The sequence below is a fragment of the Lewinella cohaerens DSM 23179 genome, assembly GCF_000379805.1.
GTDB classification, from domain to species: domain Bacteria; phylum Bacteroidota; class Bacteroidia; order Chitinophagales; family Saprospiraceae; genus Lewinella; species Lewinella cohaerens.
In genome coordinates this window covers 87,930-112,354 of the sequence record NZ_KB903545.1, presented here as the reverse complement: position 1 = coordinate 112,354, position 24,425 = coordinate 87,930, and the positions used below count along the sequence as shown (strand labels likewise).

Sequence of the window (24,425 nt, the reverse complement as noted above, 5' to 3'; positions counted from 1 at the left end):
ATTGGTAGAACAATGATTATTGGAATTAATACGACCTCGGAGGAGGTCGAACATCAATACCTAAATTGGATGATTGAGCGAAAAATCAAAATGGTGGGCAATATTGGCCGCCATAAATGACAGGGGGAAAACTTCCCTAAACGTCTATTTGTAGCACACTCATTTCATTTACACAAACGACTAACATTATGCCCACGCTAATCGGCCCTTTTCGTCAGCTTTTACCTTTGGACAACCTTCCTGAGCGGGGAGCGATTCGTGATGACCAACTGGTGATCATTCAAGAAGGAGGCGTACTGGTGGAAGGGGAAAAAATAGTAGCCACAGGGTCTTTTACCCAATTGAAAGCAGATCACCCAGATGCCACCATAGATGAAATCACAGAAGACCTGGTAGCAATGCCCGGCTTGGTGGATGCCCATACTCACATCTGCTATGGAGGTAGCAGAGCGATGGACTTTGCGGCACGTAATGCAGGCATTTCCTATTTGGAGATCGCCAAAGCTGGCGGCGGGATATGGAGCACGGTACAGCACACTCGCGCCGCAAGCAAAGAACAGCTAACAGCCCTGACCCTCGAGCGGCTAGATTACCTCTTGCAACAAGGCATCACGACGGTAGAAGTAAAAAGTGGCTACGGCCTGTCTGTCAGCGAGGAATTGAAACAACTGCGAGCGATACAAGCTGCAGGGCAGACCCACCAAGCCGATGTGGTCTCTACCTGCTTGGCAGCACACATGCTGCCACGAGATTTTGACGGTACAGCCGATGAATATTTACAGACTATCCTCAGCGACCTTGTCCCTGTCATCAAGGCCGAAGGCTTGGCGGAACGATTTGATATCTTTATTGAGCAGAGTGCTTTTACAACGTCTCAGGCATTGGGCTACCTGCGCGCATTAAAAGCCGAAGGGTTTACACTCACCGTGCATGGTGATCAATTTACCGCTGGTGGATCGGAAGTAGCCGTAGCCGTAGGCGCACTAAGTGTAGATCATTTGGAGGTATCGGATACTGCCGAAATTGAGCGCCTTGCCCAAAGCAGCACCATTCCGGTGGTATTGCCCGGAGCTACGATTGGCTTGGGATGCCCTTGGGCACCAGCCCGCCGCCTGCTGGACGCCGGTTGTACTATGGCCATTGCGAGCGACTGGAACCCCGGGAGCGCTCCGCAAGGAAACCTATTGGTACAGGCTGCTATTTTAGCTGCCTTTGAGAAACTGAGTACCGCCGAAATATTGGCGGGCATCACCCAACGCGCGGCCCGTGCTCTGGGACTAAATGATCGAGGCGTATTGGCCCCCAATTTCCTGGCCGACATCGTAGCCTTTCCAACTAATGATTATCGCGAAGTTTTGTACCAGCAAGGGCGGTTGACCGCGAAGCGGGTTTGGAAAAAAGGGAGCAGGGGTGGAAGGGGGTAAAAGTGGAAGGGTGTAAAGGTTGTTTAATTATTCCTAGTGGTATCTGTTAAGTTCAGCATTTTCAACTGAGAGCTATTCCCCACCCTTACACTTACCTAACCTTTACACTTGAGCCATAACGCCTTAAATGATCGCTTAATTCTAATTTGCCACTTTCCTCCTCGTGCCTCTCAAAACGCGTGAGCTGCCTGCCGGGGCCGCCAGCAGGGCGGAGACCGAGCGCAGGGAGGGCCGAGCGACAGCGAGCCCAGAAGGGAGCGACCTCGCCGCCATCCCCATCATAGTAACGTTGCACTACTACGCCTCCTACCCCATAAACGACAACCTCTCCAACAAAGAGACAAGGCGGGGGCACGCCCAAAAAACAACACAAGCCTTTGGAGAGGTAACACAGCAACAAGAAAAAACACCTTGATATGCCCCATAAAAAAGCCGCCGGATAACGCACTATGGCACTATCCGGCGGCGGAAAATCTGATAGAAACAGGAAAGAACTCGGTAAAAAACTTTCCTGATCGGTTCTTTATCGCATTGACCGCGTGAGGCCGCGACTAATACGATAGGTGGCTTTGCCTACTACTAAACTCAGTACAATACCCATTGGTAAACCAACGGTGAAACTGCCAATGAGTTGGGCAAAATAAAGGCCTAAAAGTAGTCCTAAGACCATCCACCACGCAAAAACGGATTTGGGGTTACTTAATCGCTGTAACATGATCATTATCCTTTTAGATTAGAACAGTGCTTGTTCCAAATGTTTTTAAATATTCACGGGTACTATCCAAATAACATTGCAAAATTAAGTAGGTTTATCATCATTTGCAAAATTTTTATCATCATTTTACTAACTCAACAACAATGCAATACGGCTGCTCATGGTACAAAATACTGTACTTCATCAGGGGGCAAGAATAGCGAATTGCAGGGGCCTTTTTTACCGAATCCCAAGTGGTATTTTCGGAGGTATTCCAAGTTTAATTTTTTTTGAAGTTTTCCTGCTATTGAGGCAATGGGCTGAAAAAATCGCTATCTTGTTAGCCTAAACTAATCTAATTTCTACCTTATGAGCTTGAAAGATGATTTGAAGCGCATCTTCTTTGGCGCTAAATCCCTTGCGAAATCGGCTGCTGACAAAGCTACTGAAGCGGCCAAAGAAGCAGGAGAAGAGTTGACTGAAAAAGGAAGCGAACTCTATGAGAAAGCTAGTCATAAAGCCAGCGAACTCAGTGATGAAATCCTGGAAAATACGGCGGAAGCCAGAGCTAAAGCCAAAGAGACCCTCAACGATGTGACCGACCGGGTGTGGGAAGAAACCCAGCACGCTATGGAAAAAGGAAGGAACTTGAAGTCTAAAGCTGAAGACTGGCTGGCAGACAAGGAAACCAATACGGAGGACGATTCACCGGGGTTTAGTGCGAAAGAACCCGCTGCTCCGCGAGCTGCCGCACCCATTGATTTTGAGGAAGACGTAATTGACCCTCCGCCACCGCCCAAAGAGCCCAGTGCGTTCGCACAGGCTGGCGACCAGGCCTTGGATGCAGCTGCTAAAGCTGGTGCTCAAGCACTGGATGCTGCGGGTGAAGCTGGTAAAAAGGTGATGGATTTATCGGAGGATGTAGGAGAAAAAGTGCTGGATGTAGGTAGCAAGATTTTTGGCAAAGCCAAAGAACTGGGCGGTGATCTGGCCAACAAAGCTGCCGACATGGTAGAGCGTGCCCAGGATGCCGTTGATCGTGAAAGCCTGCAAGATACTCAGCAAAAAGCAGAGGAACTCGCCCGACAGGCGCAGGAACGTGCTGACAATGCACTAAAAAACACCAAAGAAAGCTTGCTTGATGGCAAGGACGATTTCTTTGCCCGTGCAGAACGCTTTGCTAAAGGCGACTATCACAATGAAGGGGGTAAAAAGATAACCATCGGCACCAACCCCGATCATGAAACTAGCAAACGCGACGGTAAAGCCGCAGGTTTTGATGATATGGATGGTGATGGTGATGAAATTATCGACGACGCGATTATCGACGAGGATTAATTTTGACGATCGATGCAAAAAAAAGAACCCAGATCAGTGCTTAGGCAGTTGATCTGGGTTTCAAAAAAGGTCATGTTCACTTGATACTGTTTACGTGCCTAGTTCTTTAAAGGTTTCACTTGGGCTAATATTTTCACTTCTCGCCTCAGCTCCTTTTCACTATCTGTTTCCAATAACTGCCACTGGAATTGTTTGTGACTGACCATTGTGTTGTACACGCAGGTAATACATACCGCTGAGCAACTGTGCCGGCAGGGTGACTTGCTGCGCGCCATCGGCAAAAGGCAGTGACCAATTCTGGCCACTACTGTTCACCAAATGTACTTGAATATTGTGCGTGTTTGCCGGCAGATCCAAACGAAGGGACTGCCCTGCGACACCAGGGTTGGGGCTAATGCCCGCTGCTGTGAAAGTCGATGGATGTGTTCTTAATTGGCGCAGCCCTAGCATTGAGCTACTGCCGTCGTAGTCGTATTGCCACAAGCGATAATAATTATTGCCGCTGACCATCTTGTCGTGTGTGTATTCGTAATTAACAGGGGTATTGCTATTGCCAATACCAGGAATGATCTCAATCGTAGTAAAGCTCTTTCCATCTGCACTGTGCTCCAAAAGGAAATAATCATTGTCGATTTCAGTTGCAGTTGTCCAATTAAGGAGTGCGATATCCTCTTTTAAGGCAGCCTCAAAACCCAATAACTCCACCGGTAAAACCTGAGTCCCTGTCATCAAATCCAGTGGATTGGGTGGCGGGCCAGTAGTGCTGTTGTAATTGCAATTGTTATTGATACACTGAATGGTGGTTGAGCTATTAGCCATTGTGAGCGTGTTAAAGCCAATCGCACCACCATTACTCACTCCTATAATATCGGCATTTCCCGTAATAGTGAGGTCCCCGAAATCAAGCTGAGCACCTCCATCTACTGTTACATTCAAGCTGCCTCCCAGCGTGGTGTTTCCTGCTACGGTGAGGCTACCGCTGGTAAAGTTAATTTGACTGTTTGTACCACCGTTAAAATTACCATTTACTATCATTTGACCGCCTATCGTGACTGCTTTTGAACCTGGAAACGAAAAATCTGTCGTAATGACCGTACCATTTAAGGTTACCGTATTACAACAACTGGACACTATCAAGTTTCCTACGCTCAGCAGTCCTCCACTGAGGAGATCAAAGTTAGAGGGGTTGTTGTTGGCAATGTCCAGTGTACCGGTTACGCTAAGTCCCCCCCCATTTCTGATCTCGATAGACGATTTCTTTTGAGTGGATAAGCTTCCGTAATAAGTGATGGCGTGTTCAATAATAACATTATCACCAGGCCAGGCCGCTGAGTTGGTGACATTCGGCACGCCTATGGGATCCCAATTATTAGGGTCGTCCCAATCGCCATCAATAACCGAGATATAATTTGTGGCCGTAAGTGCTAGTGTAGCGAAGATTGCTACCAAGAGTAAAAATGTGTTTTTCATGTTCATTTGTTTGGAAGTGCTTTAAACACCCATTCAAAAGCCAGGAACGGGCAATTAATCAGGACAAACGGTGTGTTTTTAACACAAAACGGTCCCGAAACACAACTTCTAGACGAACACATTTTAAAAAGTAACAATCGTTTGCAAAAAAACGTTGGGGACTACCTCTTTGATTCACAAAGAGGTAGCTAATGATACAGTAACAAAAGGTGGAACAGTAATGAGGTAACTATATGCTGAAGCTTCAGCGCATCGGGAAAGCGAGATAATAAAGGTAATAATGTGGCTCTGGGGTAAAAAAGTAGAGCGGACCAAATGTCCGCTCTCCGAAAATTCTCTGTATGAGAAACCCTTTACAAACCTACTTGCATCTTTATACTGGGCTTCCTAGTGGAAGCAGTATGATTCTTTGTACCAATAATGAAGCCCTGAGAATTCCGGTGAGATAGTTGCTATTTTCAAAACGAATAAAGCCCCGAACAGTGACAACTGCGGAGCGCAAATAGCTAACTTAAATCTGAAAATATAATACCAGTATAAACAACCTGGTATGGAAGTGTTAAATCGTTCATGGGATCGTTATTGGGATTAAAACATCGTAAGTATTTTACAACTTACTGTACAAATATAGGTAAATATTCATGTATATGCCAACCGTCTTGCCAAAAAAAGCTTTTTTAACATATTAAGATTAATACATGTGTACTTTTATTTCTCTCCTCGTATTTTAATGATTTCCTAAACCATCCCTTCTATTTGCAGTTATACTAGCGCTAACTAATTGCCTAATATCAAGTTTACTAATACCAACGCCCCATGCGCCCAAAGAGAAAAAGCTTTACCCTTACTATCCCACGACCTTTGGAAGAGGTATGGGAATTCTTTTCTCGCCCTGAGAACCTGAATGAGATGACACCCGAGCACGTTTCTTTTAATATCCTGAGTCCTATTGAAGGCCAGGAGATGTATCAGGGAATGATCATTCAATATCAAATTAGCCCAATATTGAACATTCCGATGAACTGGGTTACGGAGATCACCCAAATTCGTAAACACGAATTTTTCATTGACGACCAGCGTGTAGGCCCCTATGCCCTTTGGCATCACCAGCACCACTTCAAAGCGGTAGAAGGGGGTACAGAGATGACTGACATTCTACACTACCAAGTACCTTTTGGTCCTATTGGTGCTATCGCCAACTGGCTTTTTGTGGAACGCATGGTCGAGAAAATTTTTAAGCATCGCGAGGCTGCAGTGGAAAAGCTCTTTCCTTCAACATGAGTGGCACCCGACAGTTATATATCCTTTGGGAAGAGGATTCGTTAATTTGCGTGACTTGTAGCATCTTTGCAGGATAATTACGTTTAAGCTACTATGAAATTATCTTCGCTATCGTTTTGGGCACTGCTTATGCTGGTTGTGGCCACTGTTATTTCGCTTTCTTCCTGTGATCCCGATGAGGATTTCCTAACGGGAGACGGCGTCAATATACGTTTTGAGCTGGACACTTTGCGTTTTGATACCGTTTTCACGGAATTGGGCTCCGCTACCCGCTCGGTCAAAATTTACAACGAAGATGATCGTCCCATTAAGCTTGATGAAATTTATGTAGATGGCACCACAGGGGTGAGCTTCGTATTTAATGCAGATGGTACGCCCGGTCCATTGGTAGAGGATGTGATTATTTGGGACAACGATTCGATTTATGTATTCGTAGAAGTAACCATTGATCCTGATGCACCATTGTCTGCCAGTCCATTTGTTATTGAAGATCGCCTGGTGGTAAAAACAGGCAACAAAGAGCAGTCTGTTTTACTAGAAGCCTGGGGGCAAAACGCCAACTACTTCCCTAGCAGATACAACAAAGGTGTGCCAGTCGTACTGAGTTGCGACAACGGGACCATTACCTGGGACAGCCCCCTCCCCTACGTTATCTACGGCGAAATTTTCATCGATGAATGCTTGCTGGAAGTAACCGCGGGCACCCATATTTATGTACATGGCGGGCTAGCAGAGAATGAACTCCTGGGTGTCTTTAACGACGGTTTTTTATTCACCCTTCCGCAAGGGCGACTGCACTTGGCAGGTACACGCGACGCCCCCATTACCATTGAAGGAGACCGTCTGGAAGAAGGTTTCTCTGAGCAACCGGGGCAGTGGCTGGGGATCATCATCGGGCGAGAAAGCCAAGGTAACATCATTGAACATACGACGATAAAGAACAGCATCTTCGGTGTTTATGCCGACTCTGCGGCGGAGGTAAGCCTTACTAATGTACAAATTCACACCACCTCTAGCAGTGGAATTCTTGGCATACACAGTGAAATTATTGCTGACAATTGCCTACTGTACGATAATGGTGCTAATGCTATACAATTAACCCATGGCGGCAGTTACCAATTTGATTACTGCACCGTTGCTAGTTATGGGGTAGATGCGTCGGCTTTAGCCGTTACCAACTTCCAATGCTACAATCAAGATTGTTCAAGCTTTGATGTTAATCCGCTGGAAGCGGCCATCACCAACTGTATTTTCTTTGGCTCTCGGCGAGACGAGGTGATCATTCAGGATTTCACCGCTCGCTCAGCGCCTGAAACAATGCAATTGGATATGGATCATTGTTTGGTAAGAGTAGATGAACTTCTTACCCGTAATGATGGAGAATACAGCGATTTTTTCTCGACTTACTGCCTCGACTGCGTTAACGGCGACCAGGATGATGCCTTATTCCTGAACCGCCCAGAGGACGACTACCAACTCGACACCCTATCGATTGCCCAAGGCAGAGGAGCTGTATTACCAGCCTTCCCTCTTGATCTTTTAGGGACACCTCGTGATGCCATGCCTGATATTGGATGCTTTGAAAGAGTCGACTAAAACTCAACAAGTAGGAATACTTGGCCTCGGTGCAATTGGGCACGTTATCGGTGCTCAATTATTCCAAAAGTCAGGAATCCGATTGTATTTTTTCAATCGTTCTCCACGAAAAAAACTACAAATTCAACTCCCTGATGGCCAAGAGCTTGATCATGGCATAGCATGTATGTATCACCCTCAGCCTATTCAACTGGATTGGCTCGTCATTTGCTTAAAAGCTTATCATTATCCTGGCGCTTCGGCGTGGTTCAAGCACCTGATCGGCCCTGAGACCAGGGTTGTCGTTATCCGTAACGGGCTGCAACTTACAGCACCTCTATCAGCTTACACTTCTTTGAGTAAATTAATGCCATGCCTTATTGATTGTCCTACACAATTGGCTGATGATGGTGGCTATCAACAGTTCCAGGTAGCAAGATTGATGATTCCGCCCCACGCGTTAGCGGCAGAGTTCCAGGCCTTATTCCCCTCAACAGCCATGACTATTGAGGTCGTATCTGATTTCAAAACCACCTCGTGGGAAAAACTATGCGCAAGTGCCGCGCTGGGGGCTATCACCTGCTTGAGTGGGCAACCTTGCAGGGTTTTCAGAGAAGAGGATATCGTTGAACTGTTTCGAGCACTGGTAAAAGAAGGCCTGGCGGTAGCGAAAGCCGATGGTGCGAAGATTACGAAAACTTATCTAGAGCAGGAGATTGAAAAAACAAGGCACTACCCTCCTGAGAAGGGCAGCTCTATGCTCAATGATAGACAGAAAGGAAATCAGATAGAGGTCACAGCAAAGAATGGGGTAATTAGTGAACTAGGCAAGAAATACGGCATCCCTACCCCGCTCAATGACCACTTTACAGCATTGCTGAAAATGATCAATCAAAAATAGAAGCGGCCTTCACCCACCGGAGATGCGTTTTCCGATGAGTGAAGTTGGCTTTGTGCCAATACCGCATCATCTATCAATCTACGAGTAACTTCTGTGCAAGCACCTGGTGCTCACCTTCCCAGCGTAGCAAATACAGGCCTGACGGCCACTGGCTACAATCCAAAGTAGTAATGTCAGAGTTTATGCGTTTTTGAAGGAGCAGCCGCCCATCGGCGGTATATACAGAAAGCGTACCCTGTTCCAGAGCAGGGAATTTAATAGTTACCTCCGTTTGGGTAGGATTGGGATAAATTCCAAGTTGGTTATTTGTTTGTTCTAGAGGCGTCTCTACTTCGGTCACCAACAGGGTACACCCATCACCGGGGGATAAACTTCCGGTGTCGAAACAATTATCAAAAAAACTTTGAAGAACATCAATGCGATCACGTAAACCATTGATTTGCGCTAGATGCCCGGAGGAAGGGTCATAGTTAAAAGTAAACGAAAGTAGGTATTCATTGATGGCTCCTAACTCGTATACAAACGGCCCACTTGACATAATAGCCCTACGATCTCCAGGTGTATTGTTCTCGCCTATTTCTGTCCACCCTGTTCCTTGAACAGGATCACCAGAGAAAGCTAAACTAGCCGGATTACCACTTCCGTAACCAAACCCTTCATCTAAAAGAGGCTGGCCATCTAACCATTGTCCCATTAAATAATTCCTAAGACTCACTGGATTAGTATAATCTGTTGTGGCTAATGGTTGACCAGGACTAACACTAGCATTCGTCAGCGGCATTACACTTGTTAACCCCAATTCAATTCCTGTATCACTTAAAGGGCCTCGTAATAAATCGATCCCAACGACTGCTGGGTTTGCACCAAACCCTTCAATGGGATCACAGTTACTATCTGAAGGATCGGCATTATAAAAATAGACCGAATTCCGCAAAGGAAATGTCCCGACGTAATCATCAGCATAGCAGCCAATATCCCCATCGATAAAGAAACCTATATAGGTACTATCCAATGGTTCAGCACCAAACTCTAAGGGAAATAAAGCTACCCTGTAACTCAAAAACAAGGAATTATTTAAAGTGCCCTCCTCCTCAGTACAACCGAACCTAAATGCCGTCAAATAAACTTGAACAGACTCAAAATTATCGCTACCGACTGCCGATAATGCAAAAGGATATAGGAGCATTTCCGTAGGCACCACCAAACTGCTACCACAGCCCTGCGTAAAATAAGCGGGATACTCTCCTTGAGAGGGCTCATAAATACCGTTCAGGTTGCCGTCCCAAAACTGCCCAACAGCTACACCACTATCCAAACCTAAAGAGTAACCATTGTATTCCTCAAAATCAGGGTTGCCATTTCCAGGCCAAGCATAGATCGCAGGAATAGGGTCATCAATAGTACCATTATCCATAAAATCAGCCAAATGAGCAGCGACTTGATCACTTGTTACTCGCCATGGCATAGTAATAGTCGCATCAACACCAATTATTCCTGATTCAACTTCCGTCCCTCTGGTCGTATAGGTTTTGAGATTGCCCGCAGGATCAAATCCACTTACAAACAGCCCGACTTCATACATCAGAGATAATTTTTGCCCCTCTTTCTCTAATTCTAAAAATGCACCATTAGAAGGAGTAGTTGCACCATTAGAAGTGAACTGGGCACTCAGGTCTCCATTGGTTAAATAAACAGGTTCTTGTCCGAAAAGAAAACCAACAAAGGACAAGGCAATAAAAAGGTTCAATGTTTTTTTCATACTAAATAGATTTATTAGATACCCTAAAGTTACCCGCAAACCCAAGGCGAAACTGACGAAAAAACACTAAAAGTCAGGTTTCTAAAAATAAAAAAGCCTGGCCGATGGTAACACCATCAAACCAGGCTCCTAACTAACAATCCTTAATCAAAAAAAGCTCAAATCACAGATGTGAAATATCTTTAGAACTGCTCCAAGAGGTATTTAATAACATCCGTCGAGGTAACAATTCCTGTAATCTTTTTGCCTTCCATTACTGGAAGTGCGTGGTATTTCCCTTGGGCTAACAATTCAGCAGCTTCTTTAATCTGATCTTCTGCTTGAATGGTTTCCAACTCGGAAGTCATTACTTGTTCTAATTTCAGCATTTCATATACCACTGCATTAGCAGCTTCTGTTGCATAGGAGTTGACGTAGGAAATTCTATCGATATCCGTCTTACTAATCATCCCTATCAACTCATCACCCGACACAACTGGGATATGATGAATATTATTTTCTTTAAATATCTGTACCACATCAGCTACATCATTAGATGCATTAACGCTGATAAGGTTTGTGGTCATGATTTTAGAAACGGGCGTTCTTTTCTTCATTATATGCTTGGTTTTTCCTTTAAGCAATCATGGATAGTATTATATCCCCGACTGCTAACACAAATATGAAGCAATGCCCTTCGCAACAGTATGACGAGAATCAAAGACGATGGTGATCTTTGTCAATGGGTATTATAATTCTGGCAGGGTTCGAAAAATTTCATTTACCATCGTCTGTTGCCCTTCTTGAAATATATTGACCACATTGAAGTTGATGAGTACTCCTTTAGGCTTATTAAGAAGGTTCATATAGGTAAGTAGCTGCGCATTAAAGATTGGAGCAAAGGCTGCGACTGATTTTATTTCCACAACCAATAAGTCTTCAACTAAAAAATCACACCTAAGCAAGGTGTCAAATTCTTCGCCCTTATAATGGACTGGCACAAGGTGCTCTGATGAGAAGGATAGCCCTAATCCAAATTGAAGAGATCCTTCACGCCAGGTACACGTGTGACATTGAAGCCCTCTGCGAAGTCATAACCTGTTTCGCGGCCATAACTGGCGGCTTTCGCGCGTAAGAAGTTTTTGAATTGAGCACCACTGATCGGTGTACTTACCTCTTGTGCATATTCTTCTGCCTCAGGGCTATGGAACTGTGAGGTATACGCCATGATAATTTCCATTTTACGATCGATATACGGTGTAATATCTACTACAAAGTCAGGTGTAAGGTTACGATCCTGAATGTAATGGAAAACATTATCTGGCCGCCATTTTTCTTGCGGTTTTCCCTCCTTATCTTTGGTTTCTATCCTTAGGAGACCGCTGTAAAAACAGGCGTCTGCCACTAACTTTGCTGCGCGGCCATGATCTGGATGCCGATCGTGTAGAGCATTCGCCAATACAATAGTAGGCTGACATGCCCGAATAAACTGAATGATTTTGTTGGTATTTTCCGGCGTAATTTGGAAGAAGCCATCCGCCATGTCAGCATTCCAGCGAAAGCTGACGCCCATCATTTCGGCAGCTTTGTTTGCTTCCCTTGTTCGAATTTCCGCACTGCCTCTGCTTCCTAATTCACCACGAGTGAGATCCAGTAATCCCACTGTTTTACCCTCTTCCATGTGTCGGAGCAAGGTACCACTACAGGCTAATTCAATATCATCTGGATGAACACCGATGGCTAGAATATCTACTTTTTGTACGCGAGCTCCCATAGCTAGGTTTAGTTTCTTTTGATACGTACACTAGCAACCGGATTCAGGGAGAATTGTTGCTGATAAGTTCTTCTTTCCTGATCAAAAAAGGTAAAATGGAGTTGAAAATCCTTGCGGAGTCGTTGGTCTGCTGTAGCCTCTAGCAGAATACTATAAGTTCCTCCCTGGGGAATGGCTTGGCCAGCTACCTGATTTTTGACGACAACATCTGCTCGGCCCGTAACAACAAGAGCACTTAGCGTCACGTCAGCACCAGGGTTTGTGATCTTCAGAAAAGCGTCACGCCCCAAGGGAGCAATCTGAAACGATTGAACAAGCAACCCCGAATGCTTTATCTTCGAACGAGAAACTGCTCGGACAATAAGCACCAATAAAATGATTAGAACAATCAAGCTACCAATGCCCACTCCAAAAACGAGAAGTGGATCATAGGCCTGTAGCCATTCTGGAAGATAAGTCGATATTGTAGATTCCATAAGTAGTATCGGTCCACAAAGGTAAAAATATTAACCAGCTAACTACTTGGTACGAAAAGAAAATACCGCTTGAAAAGCCTGAACTTCATCCAGCAAACTAATTTCCGGCATTCTCAACTGCTGCCAAAGTCTAGTTGGCAATACCAGACTGATATTCCGCCGGGGCATATTAGGGTTAATATTAATTGTTTCTAACTCCGGGTAAAGGACTTTTACAGAAAGTAAAATATCATTAATGGAAAAATTATGCTCTGCCAAATTGTAAACACCAGATTCAACCGGGCTATTTAGCAATTGCCGCAAAGCAGTAGCCAATTTATCAACATGAATGAAGGAACGCTGCTGTTCTCCTGATCCCTGAATACTGACACGCCCCTCAAAATGTGCCTCGAAAATGAAGCGATTGATGACGGCATCTATCCTATATGCGGGATTGTAACCGTATACATTGCCCGAGCGGACAACATGAATTTTCATTTTGTTGCGTAAGCGAAGTACTTGCTCCTCGCCTGCTAGCTTAGCAATACCATAGTACGACTTTGGGCTCGGCGCACCTTGCTCATCAACTGCCTTTTCTGAATTACCATAAACAGAAGCGCTACTCAAATAAATAAGATGTTGTACTCCTTCTTGCTCTGCTGCATAAACGACCTGGGCCGTTCCCCAATGATTGATCTGATCGAAGCTGTGAGCATCCATATCCGCAAAGGGAGTGGTCACTTTTGCAGCCAAATGAAATACGACCGACACCCCTTTCAAGGTTTGATTCAGCTTGCGGCCATCTAAAATATCGCCATGCACAAACCGAATCGGCTTTTCATTAAACTTTTGGTGATCGAAAAATGCATAGTTCCTGCGAGACAGGTTATCATAAATAATGATCTCGCTAATCTCTGGAGCAAACATCAATTGGCGTACCAAAGCGTAGCCTACGTAACCGGCACCACCAGTAATAAGTACTTTCATATTGATTTATTCCTTCTCTGACATCATTTAATAAGGATGCTATACATCATTTACGATCCACCTGCAAGATCTGTATGCAGGCCACACTCTGTTTTCTTGAGTCCCGCCCAGCGTCCGCCACGGTCATTTGGGTCACCGAGATTGAATTTCTGGGTACAGGGAGCGCAGCCAATACTCAAATAGCCCTTTGCTTCCAGCGGATGAGGAGGCAAGTTATGCAGCTTTCTATATTGGTGAATCATCTTATTGTTCCAATCCAGCATGGGATGAAAACGAGTCGTTCCGAAAGGTCCAGAAGCTTCTAATTGAAAGTTTTTTCGATTCGCACTTTGGTCACGGCGCACACCCGTAATCCAAACATCATACTCCCCGAGCAACGGCTCCATGGGTTTCGTCTTATTCAAGTAACAACAATACGCCGGATCACTGGCGAAATGAAAACGCCCCACAGCGTCACGCTGAGCTAGTTTAGGTACCGCCGATTCTACATTGATTACCTGCAAGCCGAGTTGTTCTGCTATCTGATCCCTGTACTCCAGCGTCTCTGGGAAATGAAAACCCGTTTGAAGAAACGCTATTGGAATACTCGCATCCAACTCACTAATCAAGTGCAGCATTGGAATACTATGGGTCTGGAACGAAGAAGACGCAAATACTTTTAATCCGACCTCTCTGTAGGCACTTAGTCTTTCGGCAAAAAGCTCACGCTGGACAACCAGTTCTTTGGGGATCGCTGCTATTACTGACATGAATAATCATTTTCAGAAAAAAAGCCCAGTACAGGAAATTATCTTACCGTACTAAGCTATCAATTTAATGTATATGCAAGGCAAAGATAGGTATTCAGCTACTCAAATCCTAGTAACCTTATAGACTTTAAAGAAAATGATTAATAAATGAACGTTACCCCTGCCCTGCCAACCAGTTTTTAAAATCCCCTACGCGGTCACGGCTGACGATAATTTCGTGATTGCCTGTCTGCCCTGCAACGCTCACTTTGAGGCGGCTGCTAGAATAAACTACAACATCTTGGATCGCATTAATTTGTAGGATATAAGATCGATTGGTACGAAAAAAAGACTTGGGGTCAAGCATCCCTTCTAGTTCACTGAGGGTATAATCCAACACGTACTTACGGCTTTCCAGATGGTGTAAGCTTACCAGTCTTCCCTCTGCCGAAAAGTGGCTGATTTCACTCGTGCGCACCGATTGAATCTTATTGCCCCGACGAACAAGGAAACGATCCTTGTACTCCATTTTCTCTGCCGCAATTAAGCTGGCCGGCACACTATCCGTACTGGTCCATTGATTACGTAAGCGCTTGAACTTATCCAAGGCTTGTGAAAGCTGGGTGAACGTGATGGGTTTGAGTAAATAATCAATGCTATTAACTTGAAAAGCGTCAATAGCATACTCATCATAGGCTGTCGTGAAAATAATAGGCTTGTTAACCTCCACTTGCTGAAAAATGGAAAAACTCAGTTCTTCATGCAGTTGTATATCTACGAATAAAAGATCTACCTTTTCCAGGTGTTGTCGGAGCCAACTAACCGCTGCACTCACAGTATTCAATTGAGCAAGCACCTCTGTCTTGGGGTCATATTTTGTCAGATATCGTGCTAGTTTTTTCGCAGCTAGCGGTTCATCTTCGATGATAACAACTTTCATAAACAACAGGGTTAAAGTTCTATAATAGGCAGGGTAATCGTTTTCTTGCCACCTTCTTCAATCAAGCAAACCGCCTCCTGGCTATAGACGGCATAACTCTCGACAACAGGCGTCAATTGTACTAAGCTAAGTGACTCCCGAATACGTTCCAAACACGGATAGCTTACCTGATACGAATTTTCATTTTGCAGCAAAACAATGGGTAATTCCTGGTCTGAAATAACAATACTACTTCGAATAATCGCCTCTACAATCAGTAATAATGTTCCCGGAACGATATGGCCTTTCAAACCAGTAGGCTGCTGCCAAGCAATTTTCCGGTAAGGCAAATGGCCTAATAACGCGATCAATTCCTGTAGCACTGTAAGTTCTTCGTGAATAGGCACTAACTCCTTACGCCGAGCTGTCAAAACATAACGGTACACTGTGGCAAGGTGGTCAAGCATATCATCTGCCAAGTCTTTATTATCATACAAGTAAACGATGAGTGTTTCCAGGCTTTCCAATAACAAATCAGGGTTAACCCCTCGTTTGAATTGGTGAAAATCAGCGATGATTCCTGCCCTCAGCTGCTGTTCCTCCTTTAGCTGTTCTTCATTATTGATAAATAACAATTGGTGGCTGACGTACAAGCTAATTTGCAATCCAGCAAGCACACCGAAAATACCGCAAAAAAGAATTAACTCTGAAGCAGCCGGCTGATAACCAAGTGCTTTGACGTAATAAAAACTCACCGCTAAGCCGACCAGCAAAATACTGGTAAAGAAGGCCAACATCACATAACCTGCCACTGTCCAGGCGAGCCCTTCCTGCCAACGAATCTTCAGCAAGGGGCGCAAACACTGCAAAATGGCCTCCTGTATCAGCAAGGCCAAACCTGCACTAAAATAGAGTTCGCCCCCCAGGAAAGCCTCCTGTAACTGACTCACATTGTTGTTGAACAATAAAATCAGCATGTAGGCTACACTACCCACGACTAGCGGGGTAAGCAGACGAAAAAAGGGCTTTCGCAGGAAAAATTTCTTCATCGTAAAAGGGGGATTTTAACGATGAATTGATCTTCCTTTCTGACCACAACTTTTCGTTCAGATAATAACTCGTAGCGAGCCTTGAGGTTGGCCAATCCTACCTCAAAGGATTCCTTTTCTTCGGAGGTTTCATTTGTATTATTGATCACCCATAGCCAATCTTCGTTTGTCAGGATTTTGATACGGAGTATTTTCCCTGCCCCCAGGCGATTGTGTTTAATCGCGTTCTCTACCAAGAGTTGCACCCCTAGTGGCGGCACCTTGAGATGGTCGGTGCTTGCTGCCACATCTAATTCAATGTTCAGATGATCTGCGAAGCGGGTTTTTAGCAGGTAATAATAAGATTGTACAAACTGCAATTCGTCTTTCAGAGGTACCAAATTTTTCCCGTAAGTCTCTAAAGTATACTGATAAGCATGTGCCAGACGGCGAATAAACTGTTCTGCACGCTGCTCGTCTTCGTGTACCAAGGCAGAAATAGTATTGAGGCTATTGAATAAAAAGTGGGGCTGCAACTGATTACTCAGGGCTTTCCACTGTAAGTCCATTTGTGCCCTCTCATGACGAAGCCCCGCCAGTTTAATTTTACCATAATAACGATAGGAATAGAGGGCAAAATAAACGACGGTATACAGCAGAACCAGCAGCAATAGAATAAGCGCAGTCTTGATCAACAAGGGAGAGAACGTCGCCCAGGTGAGCACAGGCAAACCGGTGAACAAGGCATAAAATCGCAATCCCAGCCAGCCAAAAGCAAACGCCACTATGGTATTACTTATCCAACCGAGTAGCCAACGCAAGCCCGGTTGTTGGTGCCAGTCTAGCCAACGGTCGAGCTGTCGGGACAAGTAAAAAACACCATAAGCCAACAGTATTCCCCAAACGATCCAGGGCCACCAGAGGGGTTGGTGAGCACCGGCCTGCTCCAGGTCTCCACTCAAGAGGAAACGTAGAAACAGGCCGGTGAGGCTACCCAGGAATAGAATCAACAATTGGCGTTTCAATACTTTACGTTTAGCACTTCTTAGTTGACAGCTTTCGCAGCCCGTCCGTAGTACGTTTCGGAAGATATATTCCCGGCTACTTGCAAGTAAGCTTCTTTCACACTACCTCCACGACGCTTAGCCTCAGCAGCAAAAGCACTTAGAGCTTCTGTAAGATAATGATCAGAATCAATTTTGCCACATGCCCGGAGAATTTCAATGACTTGCGCATCCGAAAGGGAAGACAAGTTGGTGGAACGTCCGATTTCTTTCATTACTTCCATACTGTAATTTCCAGAACCAACTGTGCCTACGGCTTTCAAGAAGGAAGTAATAGGTATGCGACTGGCATCTTGCTTACGAAGTACATGGACAAGCGCTTCCTTCAGGTAATGATCGGATTCAATCTCTTCCCCCATCACGGTGAGCAAAAGGCTTAAATCTTCTTTAGATAATTCGCGACCAGACATGGCCTTTACCACTTCACAACTGTAGTGATCAGATTCGACTGTTCGTAATGCTTCTGCTAACGCTCTAAACGACTGGCTACTGAGGTTGGTCTCCTGAATCGCGTCCTTTAGAACTTCGCTGAGGTAGTGGTCTGATTGAATACCACGGCTGACTTTCAGCAATTGATCCAACCCTGAGTTACTTAAATCGCGGTAGCGCAACACATCAATGAGTACGGAAGAAAGGTAGTGATCGGATTGGATATTATCCGCAGCACTAAGGAGATCAATGAGCAAGGCATCACTTACTTCAGAAGAACGGTTTACCTTTTGGAAAACCTCATTGGAATAGTGATCGGAATCAATTTTTGCTACTGCAGCTTTGAAAGACGATAGACGGGCCGGATTTTTAAGAAGTACAGAAATATTATCCATCAATAATTCAGATAGATAATGATCTGATTCAATTTCGGTTCCCATTAACTGAACGACTTGATTGATTTCATTTTCCTGAAGTGATTTACATAGGATCAATTTCAGATAAGCAGCTTTCACATAATCACCTTCCAACTTTTGGACCTCTTGTGTAAAAGCTGTGATGCCTCCAGAGTTGTAGATACGATCAACCCGATCTTCGGCAGCCAGCGTACTGGAACGTACTACTACGGGCAGGATCTCGGCCAACCAAGTGCGGCCTTCTGGTTCATAATCCTTCTGCGACCAACCTACGTAATATTTACGAATCAGATTACCAGAGCGATCTGCCTCAATCTGCACACGACGCTTTGAGCCAAAAGCAGACTTGCTAACCTTCAAGTAGCCTCCGGCTGAAATAGCGACAACGTCACGGTCATCGTCTGAAAGCGTAATGTAGCCTTCGTACTCAACGCTAAAGTTCGTACCGTTACGGCAGATCGTAAACTTTTGGCGCTGTTTACTGTCCTCGTTTATGGTAATGGAATTGGACGATGTACTAACGGTTTGTGCACTACTCAAAAGCGGGAAAGCCAAAATTATACACAGTAAAAACAAAAAGAAAGGGCGGTGGATAATGATGTCGGGTGATTTCATCGGTCTTGTTTTTTCTATACCCGTTGCGAAATGGTTTGAAGATTTAGGCCGGGTATAAATGGTGATATAAACTCAACGCCCACAAAGATGCAGTGTAACCACAAGACGAGAAAAACCGATGTAATGAATGGTAGAAATAGTGTAATGAATGGTTTTCCCTTTGTCCAACAGGGGCCATTTATTGAATTATCAGCAAAAAGCTGCTATCAAAACCACTTCTTGCGCTGAAAATACCACAGCATTCCCAGTACCATCACGCCCATGACACTAAGTAGGTAAAAATAGCCATTGGGCCAACCCAACTCTGGGATATACTCGAAATTCATCCCGTACAGGCCTGTGAAAAAACCCAGGGGAATAAAGATGGTAGAAATAATGGTGAGCACTTGCATGACATTGTTCATCCTGAAACTCAACTCTGACAGGTAGAGGTCATGTAAACTATTGAGCATATCGCGATAAGTTTCTACCAAGTCGGTGACCTGAACAACGTGGTCACGCAAATCTCGTAGGTAGACTAACGTATCTTCCGTTACCATGTTATTTGATAATCGGTCGAAGCCTCCTACGACTTCACGCAAAGGAGCAATAGAACGACGCGCCAGTAACATCTCCTGCTTAAGGTCATGAATTTGGCCTTTCAATTCACGATCCGCATCTTTAAGAATAGCGGTTTCAATTTGTTCAATCGCGATCTCTACTTCATCAATAACCAAATAGTAGCGGTCCGTAACAACATCCATTAAGGCGTAAGCCAAGTAATCAGCGCCTTTCTTTCGTACCCTTCCTTTTTCTTCGCGAATACGTTGGCGAATGTCGGCGAATAAATCCGTCTCCGACTCTTGAAAACTAACTAAAAAGCCATCCCCCAGGTAGATGGTAACCTGTTCGTAACTCATTTTGCGAGCCTCCTGATCAAAATGCAGCGCCCGGAGAGAGATCATTATCCCATTAGGGTATTCGTCCAGCTTAGGCCGCTGGGTGGTATCGGCAATATCTTCGAGAGCTAGCGGGTGAATATTAAACACCTTTCCGAACTCTTCAATCAACTCCGTATCATGCATTCCCCTTACATCATACCACTGGATATATTCGGGTACCGGGGCATGGAAATTGGTAACCGAACGATTATCAACTTCTTGTTCATTAAAAGTTGATTCATTGAACTCGAGGTAGTGAATCTTTACTTGTTCCACCTTGCGTTCGCCTGTAAAAATAACGGCACCGGGTTGTTGTCCCAGTTTTTTGCGCTTATTATCCCTACGGGCCTGTTTGTTTTGCTTGCTAGGTTTCACTACGATTTTGTTTTCTGAACAATCGTCCGGTGTGGATAAGGAATTTCAATGCCTTCCCGATCAAAACGCTTCTTAATACTTTCGTAAAGATCACAGCCTAAAACAAAGGAATCAGCTTGACCTTCTGTCCAGGCCCAGGCACGCAACAATATCCCGGAATCCTGTAAAGCCAACAACCTTACCATCACAACGGGCTCACCGGCAGCAATTTGTTCTGCATTACGATTGTCAATTAACAAAGGATGAGCCATAGTTTCTTCCCTCATGATTTGCTTAGCTAAATCGATATCACTTTCATAGCTGATGCCTATTTCAATCCACTTACAAATTTTCCCATCTCCAAAATCTGCATTGACGACAATTTCATCACTGATTAGTGCATTCGGAATGATAATACGGCGATTTTCAAAATTTCTAATCACCGTATGTCTGAGCGTTATATCTTCAATAACACCACTCATATCTCTCACTGTAATTCGGTCATTTACCCGAAAGGGTTTAAAAATCACAATGAACATCCCGCTTATTATATTACTCAGTGCATGCTGAGAAGCAAAACCTACAGCTACCGCCAATATACCAGCACCAGCCAGCATAGAACTTGCCAAGCCGCGTAATTCAGGCACTGTGTAAACTGCCACACCAATACCAACAAGGTAGATAACTCCAATGATAAGATGGCGAAGAAACAGATAGTTGGTAGGGTCATTTTTCATCTCATCCGTCGAGCGCTTGATGAGGCTTCTAAAAAAACGACCTACCAAGGCTGCCAGGATAACCGTTCCGATAAGGATTCCTACAGCTAAACCATAATAGCTAGCATGCTCCAACACTTGTTCTTCCATTTCAGTAATTCAATTTTGTCAAAGCTACGAAAATCAGGAACGATTACAGCCAGTCTTTAACTCTTCAACCACTTTTTAGTAACGACATCATCCCCGCTGATAAAATGAAGATAATAACAGCCACCTGGCCAATTGCTGGTCTCAATTTCAAGGTAAGTCCCCATCAGTTCCTCCTGCCATATGTGTCCATAGACATCTACTATTTGTAAGCGACGTGTGGGTATAGAAGGTTCATCTACTACTACAAAAAGCTGTTCTGTCCCAGGGTTCGGGAAAATATTAATCAAAGAATTAGCAGCTCCCTCCAGCTTTGCAGAAACTATTTGAGAATAAGAAAAACCGCCATCGTAATCCTCTTGGTAAAGGCGGTAGAAATATTCCTCTCCATATCTTACTTCATAATCCGAAAATTGGTACTCGCCAGTGGGGTTGGCGGGAATCCAGCCCAAGCGCTCCCAAGCAGGTGAAGAGGAAGACCATCGTTCCAGCCAGAACCCTCTATTGGTTCCGTTTTCTACTGTACGCCAGTCAACGTTGATATGATCTTTTTTAGCAGCAGCAAAAACAGATAGCCACTCTACAGGCAAAGCTCCTGGGGTATAGTAAATAGTGCCTACTTCTCCAACATCATCACAGCTACCGTACCCCTGGACAGAGGTTACACAAGCTTCGTTGAGCAATGAATGCATATCTAAAAGAAAGAAATCGTCCAGGTACCAGCCTTCACAAGCTCCAGCTGGACCATTGCATTCTCCGGTGTCTGTCGATTCATCAGCCGCATAACGAAAGCGTATCGTTTGTGCGCCCGTATAAGCAGAAAGGTCGATCACCGTCCGTCGCCAGCCTCCGCTGTAATCCGTATAACCAGATCGGCCGCTGAGTGTAGAAAATGGTATGGGTACACCGATGGGGGTAGGTAGTGCGTCGTACATGTACCCTGTGTAAGGAAATTCTCGAATATTGCTGCCCAAATCATTCCAGCTGCTGCCATCCAATATTTCAATAACCCCGCCATCGATACCACTTTCGAGATCAAACCATTGCCAAAACATCAGTTGGTTAGCGGTAGCCGTAGGCGTAATATTCAACAGCAAAGAGCTTTCAGTAAGCAAGGGTAATGAGGGGTGAAACCATGCCAGCGACGAACCACTGCCAGGATTTGTCTGCCCGCTATCTGTGATCCACTGCCCCGCAGGAACGAAGGCCGAAGAGAGCCCTTCTACAGGATCAGCAAAAACAGCGGTAGTTCCTTCCACTGCGGTAATAGTTCCACTGAATGTACGGGTAATAGAACTACCAGAAGCAAGGCTCACCGATGGCCAGGAAATACTATTACCAACCCGAATTCCACCATTGGAAATTTGGCCATTGGTAACGGTAAGGTTACTAGAAAAGTCATCTGTAATTTGTATTTGACTGAGGCTCTGATCGGTATTATTGGTGATGGTAAGGGTATAGGTTACGGTCTCCCCTATTTCTGCCTCTTCTTTATCAACTGTTTTCTCGATTTTAAGGGTAGGACTATCAAAAGAAGCTATCCCACCTGCCTGAGCATCAACGCCAAGGCCACGGCGGGCAAAAACATTCCAGAGTAATTCTTCATCTGCCGAGCCGTAAAGGGCCGTATTGGCAGCCATTACAGCATCCCTCATATCGGGAAAACTGGGGCTACAAGCGGTCATTTTCAGGCCTTCAATTACTATTTTCAAGGCTCTGATGTTGCCAGCAGTGCTATTTGTAAGCCGCCAATTGGGCTCAAAACCATACTTATTTATCAATGCCCAGGCCATATCCCATAGCATGGTACACCAAAGCGTCCCCACGCCGTGAGGTGCCTGAAGCTGATCCAATTGATCGTAGGTAAGGTCATTACAAGTTGTTGCCGGACAGTCCATATCCGTAGAATAAAACCGCGAGCGAATCCCTTTTCCTCCAGCCCCTTGCTTGAGGACATAATTCCCTATTGAGCGTACGCCTTCTCCAAGGGCTGATTCTTCGATGACACCATCGTCATCACTATCAATCGTTAGCAGCAGGGCTACAAAATCACTCCAGCCTTCTCCTCCTTGCTCAAAATTCCCAAGGCAAGTTACATTCCCTGCGCCGCCCACTAATCGAAAAGACAAGCCGTGAGCATACTCGTGGGCGATGATCACATTATCAAAACTTGCATCCCTGAAATCACCGTTCAGTTGGGTATCCCACAGGAACATCCGCATGGTGGGGCTGCTACCGTCAGCAGGCGTACTAAAAGTTGCATTATTAATACCTGAACCATCCTGGGCACGCGCCAAAACAGGGTCTCCTCCCCCTCCACTAGAAAAATTGAGTGCCTGAAAATTACCTGCTGCCTCATCAAAACCATGCTGGTAAAGGATATCGTGACAAAGGTTGTTCCATACGAAGAGGTTTGTGATAGCATCCTCTAAATAAGATTGTGGGTTATTAGAGGACAAGTCTGAGGTGTAGTTGAAATCAAGGGTATTGCCAAAAGGAAAAGGTACATTACCAGCCAGGTAAGTTCCGAGTGCGGGGTCACGGGTAATCGCTATCGGTGGTGGGTTAGCAATGGTTCCAATAGGCGCATAATAAGCATAAACGTGATTGCCCTGGGTATAATAGTATTCCGTAGTAGCGCCATCCCCATCACCGTCATGCCAACCATGAGGGGCGGCTACGGGATCAATCAGAAGGCTTCCGGTCGTCAAAGTTCTACTACCGTATACTGGAGAAGGCACACCCGGAGAAAAGTAATTGTATTGCCCTATAAAACTACCCGTAGCAGAAGAGGCACCTTCGTCTATTGGTTTTAATTTAAAATCAGAAACATGAGCACGCTCACAACTATCTCCATGGCCTTCAAACCGACAACTAACAGTCAGGTTTCTTTGTTTTAAAATCTCTTCACTTTCTACTTCATAAATGACCTGCCAGAGGTTATCCTCGTATTCAAAAATTGTTTCTGCCGCCAAGTGTAACCCTTCATCAAACCACCATCCTAATCGGGGTGACTGATGAATAACAGGAGGGTTTGTAACGAAATCAAGTGGGGAAACACGGACTTTACCCGCAAGCACATCTATACTCACAACATGATGACTATCAACAGATAGCCGAGTAAAATCAGCTGCATTTCTTGAAGGAATTCGTTTCAATTCATCATTATAAAATGCTAATTCTCCGGATTGGTCAAAGTGTAAATCGGCCCAACTTTCAAAGACAGGTAAGCCCTGTAAATACGTCTGCAAATACAGGTGGGATACTCCTGAGGCAGTGCTTTTGTGCTCGTCCTGAATAATAAACGCCTGCCCCTCTAGTGGCTCAATATTTAATTTTTGATAAATGAAAGCGTCAACTTTATCAGTCCAATTCTCCAAAGAAACCGACTGGCTATTCCCTAAAAAACAAAAACATAGTAGCGAACTTATCGCTACTATGTTTTTAAAACC

The 24,425-nt window shown here is 44.8% G+C and carries 21 protein-coding genes and 1 pseudogene; 6 read left to right on the top strand and 16 right to left on the bottom strand.

What is annotated here, in order from left to right; genetic code table 11:
- Window positions 1-188: 188 nt before the first annotated feature.
- Both hutI and A3EU_RS0114555 read left to right on the top strand, forming a co-directional pair.
- Complete coding sequence (hutI, locus tag A3EU_RS0114560) at window positions 189-1,424, top strand: imidazolonepropionase (RefSeq protein WP_020536915.1); 1,236 nt, start codon at window positions 189-191, stop codon at window positions 1,422-1,424.
- Window positions 1,425-1,587: 163 nt separating this feature from the next.
- Window positions 1,588-1,839, top strand: a complete 252-nt coding sequence (locus A3EU_RS0114555) for a hypothetical protein (protein ID WP_020536914.1) — start codon at window positions 1,588-1,590, stop codon at window positions 1,837-1,839.
- Between the two features lie 108 nt (window positions 1,840-1,947).
- Here the strand turns inward: A3EU_RS0114555 and A3EU_RS0114550 are convergent, their stop codons facing one another.
- Window positions 1,948-2,139: a hypothetical protein gene (locus A3EU_RS0114550; RefSeq protein ID WP_020536913.1), complete on the bottom strand. Its 192-nt coding sequence runs from the start codon at window positions 2,137-2,139 to the stop codon at window positions 1,948-1,950.
- A gap of 348 nt (window positions 2,140-2,487) precedes the next feature.
- Between A3EU_RS0114550 and A3EU_RS0114540 the strand changes: the two genes are divergently transcribed.
- A complete protein-coding gene (locus tag A3EU_RS0114540; RefSeq protein ID WP_020536911.1) occupies window positions 2,488-3,456 on the top strand; it encodes a hypothetical protein in 969 nt (322 codons plus the stop codon).
- Window positions 3,457-3,615: 159 nt separating this feature from the next.
- Here the strand turns inward: A3EU_RS0114540 and A3EU_RS32865 are convergent, their stop codons facing one another.
- Entirely contained in the window at window positions 3,616-4,926 is a 1,311-nt protein-coding gene (locus A3EU_RS32865) for a T9SS type A sorting domain-containing protein (protein WP_020536910.1), read from the bottom strand.
- Between the two features lie 816 nt (window positions 4,927-5,742).
- On the opposite strand from A3EU_RS32865, the gene A3EU_RS0114530 reads away from it, so the two are divergent.
- The 3 genes from A3EU_RS0114530 (at window position 5,743) to A3EU_RS0114520 (ending at window position 8,683) form a co-directional block, all read left to right on the top strand.
- Window positions 5,743-6,207: an SRPBCC family protein gene (locus A3EU_RS0114530; RefSeq protein WP_020536909.1), complete on the top strand. Its 465-nt coding sequence runs from the start codon at window positions 5,743-5,745 to the stop codon at window positions 6,205-6,207.
- A gap of 93 nt (window positions 6,208-6,300) precedes the next feature.
- Window positions 6,301-7,803, top strand: a complete 1,503-nt coding sequence (locus A3EU_RS0114525) for a right-handed parallel beta-helix repeat-containing protein (protein ID WP_156825773.1) — start codon at window positions 6,301-6,303, stop codon at window positions 7,801-7,803.
- Window positions 7,787-8,683: a ketopantoate reductase family protein gene (locus tag A3EU_RS0114520; protein WP_020536907.1), complete on the top strand. Its 897-nt coding sequence runs from the start codon at window positions 7,787-7,789 to the stop codon at window positions 8,681-8,683. The genes A3EU_RS0114525 and A3EU_RS0114520 overlap by 17 nt, the downstream gene beginning before the upstream one ends.
- Window positions 8,684-8,756: 73 nt before the next feature.
- On the opposite strand, the gene A3EU_RS0114515 is transcribed toward A3EU_RS0114520, so the two are convergent.
- From A3EU_RS0114515 to A3EU_RS32860, 14 genes and pseudogenes are all read right to left on the bottom strand, one after another.
- A complete protein-coding gene (locus A3EU_RS0114515; RefSeq protein WP_020536906.1) occupies window positions 8,757-10,442 on the bottom strand; it encodes a T9SS type A sorting domain-containing protein in 1,686 nt (561 codons plus the stop codon).
- 182 nt (window positions 10,443-10,624) lie between these two features.
- Window positions 10,625-11,038, bottom strand: a complete 414-nt coding sequence (locus A3EU_RS0114510; protein ID WP_020536905.1) for a CBS domain-containing protein — start codon at window positions 11,036-11,038, stop codon at window positions 10,625-10,627.
- A 132-nt stretch (window positions 11,039-11,170) separates the two neighbouring features.
- Window positions 11,171-11,437 (bottom strand): annotated as a pseudogene (locus A3EU_RS30540) (GxxExxY protein); the annotation flags it as partial.
- Between the two features lie 11 nt (window positions 11,438-11,448).
- Complete coding sequence (gene bshB1, locus A3EU_RS0114500) at window positions 11,449-12,195, bottom strand: bacillithiol biosynthesis deacetylase BshB1 (protein WP_020536903.1); 747 nt, start codon at window positions 12,193-12,195, stop codon at window positions 11,449-11,451.
- A gap of 8 nt (window positions 12,196-12,203) precedes the next feature.
- Window positions 12,204-12,671: a hypothetical protein gene (locus A3EU_RS0114495; RefSeq protein WP_020536902.1), complete on the bottom strand. Its 468-nt coding sequence runs from the start codon at window positions 12,669-12,671 to the stop codon at window positions 12,204-12,206.
- Window positions 12,672-12,713: 42 nt separating this feature from the next.
- Complete coding sequence (locus A3EU_RS0114490; protein WP_020536901.1) at window positions 12,714-13,637, bottom strand: NAD-dependent epimerase/dehydratase family protein; 924 nt, start codon at window positions 13,635-13,637, stop codon at window positions 12,714-12,716.
- A 50-nt stretch (window positions 13,638-13,687) separates the two neighbouring features.
- Window positions 13,688-14,386: a phosphoadenylyl-sulfate reductase gene (locus A3EU_RS0114485; protein WP_020536900.1), complete on the bottom strand. Its 699-nt coding sequence runs from the start codon at window positions 14,384-14,386 to the stop codon at window positions 13,688-13,690.
- A gap of 154 nt (window positions 14,387-14,540) precedes the next feature.
- Window positions 14,541-15,305: a LytR/AlgR family response regulator transcription factor gene (locus A3EU_RS0114480; RefSeq protein ID WP_020536899.1), complete on the bottom strand. Its 765-nt coding sequence runs from the start codon at window positions 15,303-15,305 to the stop codon at window positions 14,541-14,543.
- An 11-nt stretch (window positions 15,306-15,316) separates the two neighbouring features.
- Complete coding sequence (locus A3EU_RS0114475) at window positions 15,317-16,333, bottom strand: histidine kinase (RefSeq protein WP_020536898.1); 1,017 nt, start codon at window positions 16,331-16,333, stop codon at window positions 15,317-15,319.
- Complete coding sequence (locus A3EU_RS30535; RefSeq protein WP_020536897.1) at window positions 16,330-17,337, bottom strand: sensor histidine kinase; 1,008 nt, start codon at window positions 17,335-17,337, stop codon at window positions 16,330-16,332. The genes A3EU_RS0114475 and A3EU_RS30535 overlap by 4 nt, the downstream gene beginning before the upstream one ends.
- Window positions 17,338-17,357: 20 nt before the next feature.
- Window positions 17,358-18,836: a hypothetical protein gene (locus A3EU_RS0114465; RefSeq protein ID WP_020536896.1), complete on the bottom strand. Its 1,479-nt coding sequence runs from the start codon at window positions 18,834-18,836 to the stop codon at window positions 17,358-17,360.
- Between the two features lie 206 nt (window positions 18,837-19,042).
- On the bottom strand, window positions 19,043-20,131 hold the full coding sequence (gene corA, locus A3EU_RS0114460) for a magnesium/cobalt transporter CorA (protein WP_020536895.1): 1,089 nt from the start codon (window positions 20,129-20,131) through the stop codon (window positions 19,043-19,045).
- Complete coding sequence (locus A3EU_RS0114455; RefSeq protein ID WP_020536894.1) at window positions 20,131-20,976, bottom strand: mechanosensitive ion channel family protein; 846 nt, start codon at window positions 20,974-20,976, stop codon at window positions 20,131-20,133. The genes corA and A3EU_RS0114455 overlap by 1 nt, the downstream gene beginning before the upstream one ends.
- A gap of 56 nt (window positions 20,977-21,032) precedes the next feature.
- Complete coding sequence (locus tag A3EU_RS32860) at window positions 21,033-24,353, bottom strand: M36 family metallopeptidase (protein WP_169433355.1); 3,321 nt, start codon at window positions 24,351-24,353, stop codon at window positions 21,033-21,035.
- Between the last annotated feature and the right edge of the window lie 72 nt (window positions 24,354-24,425).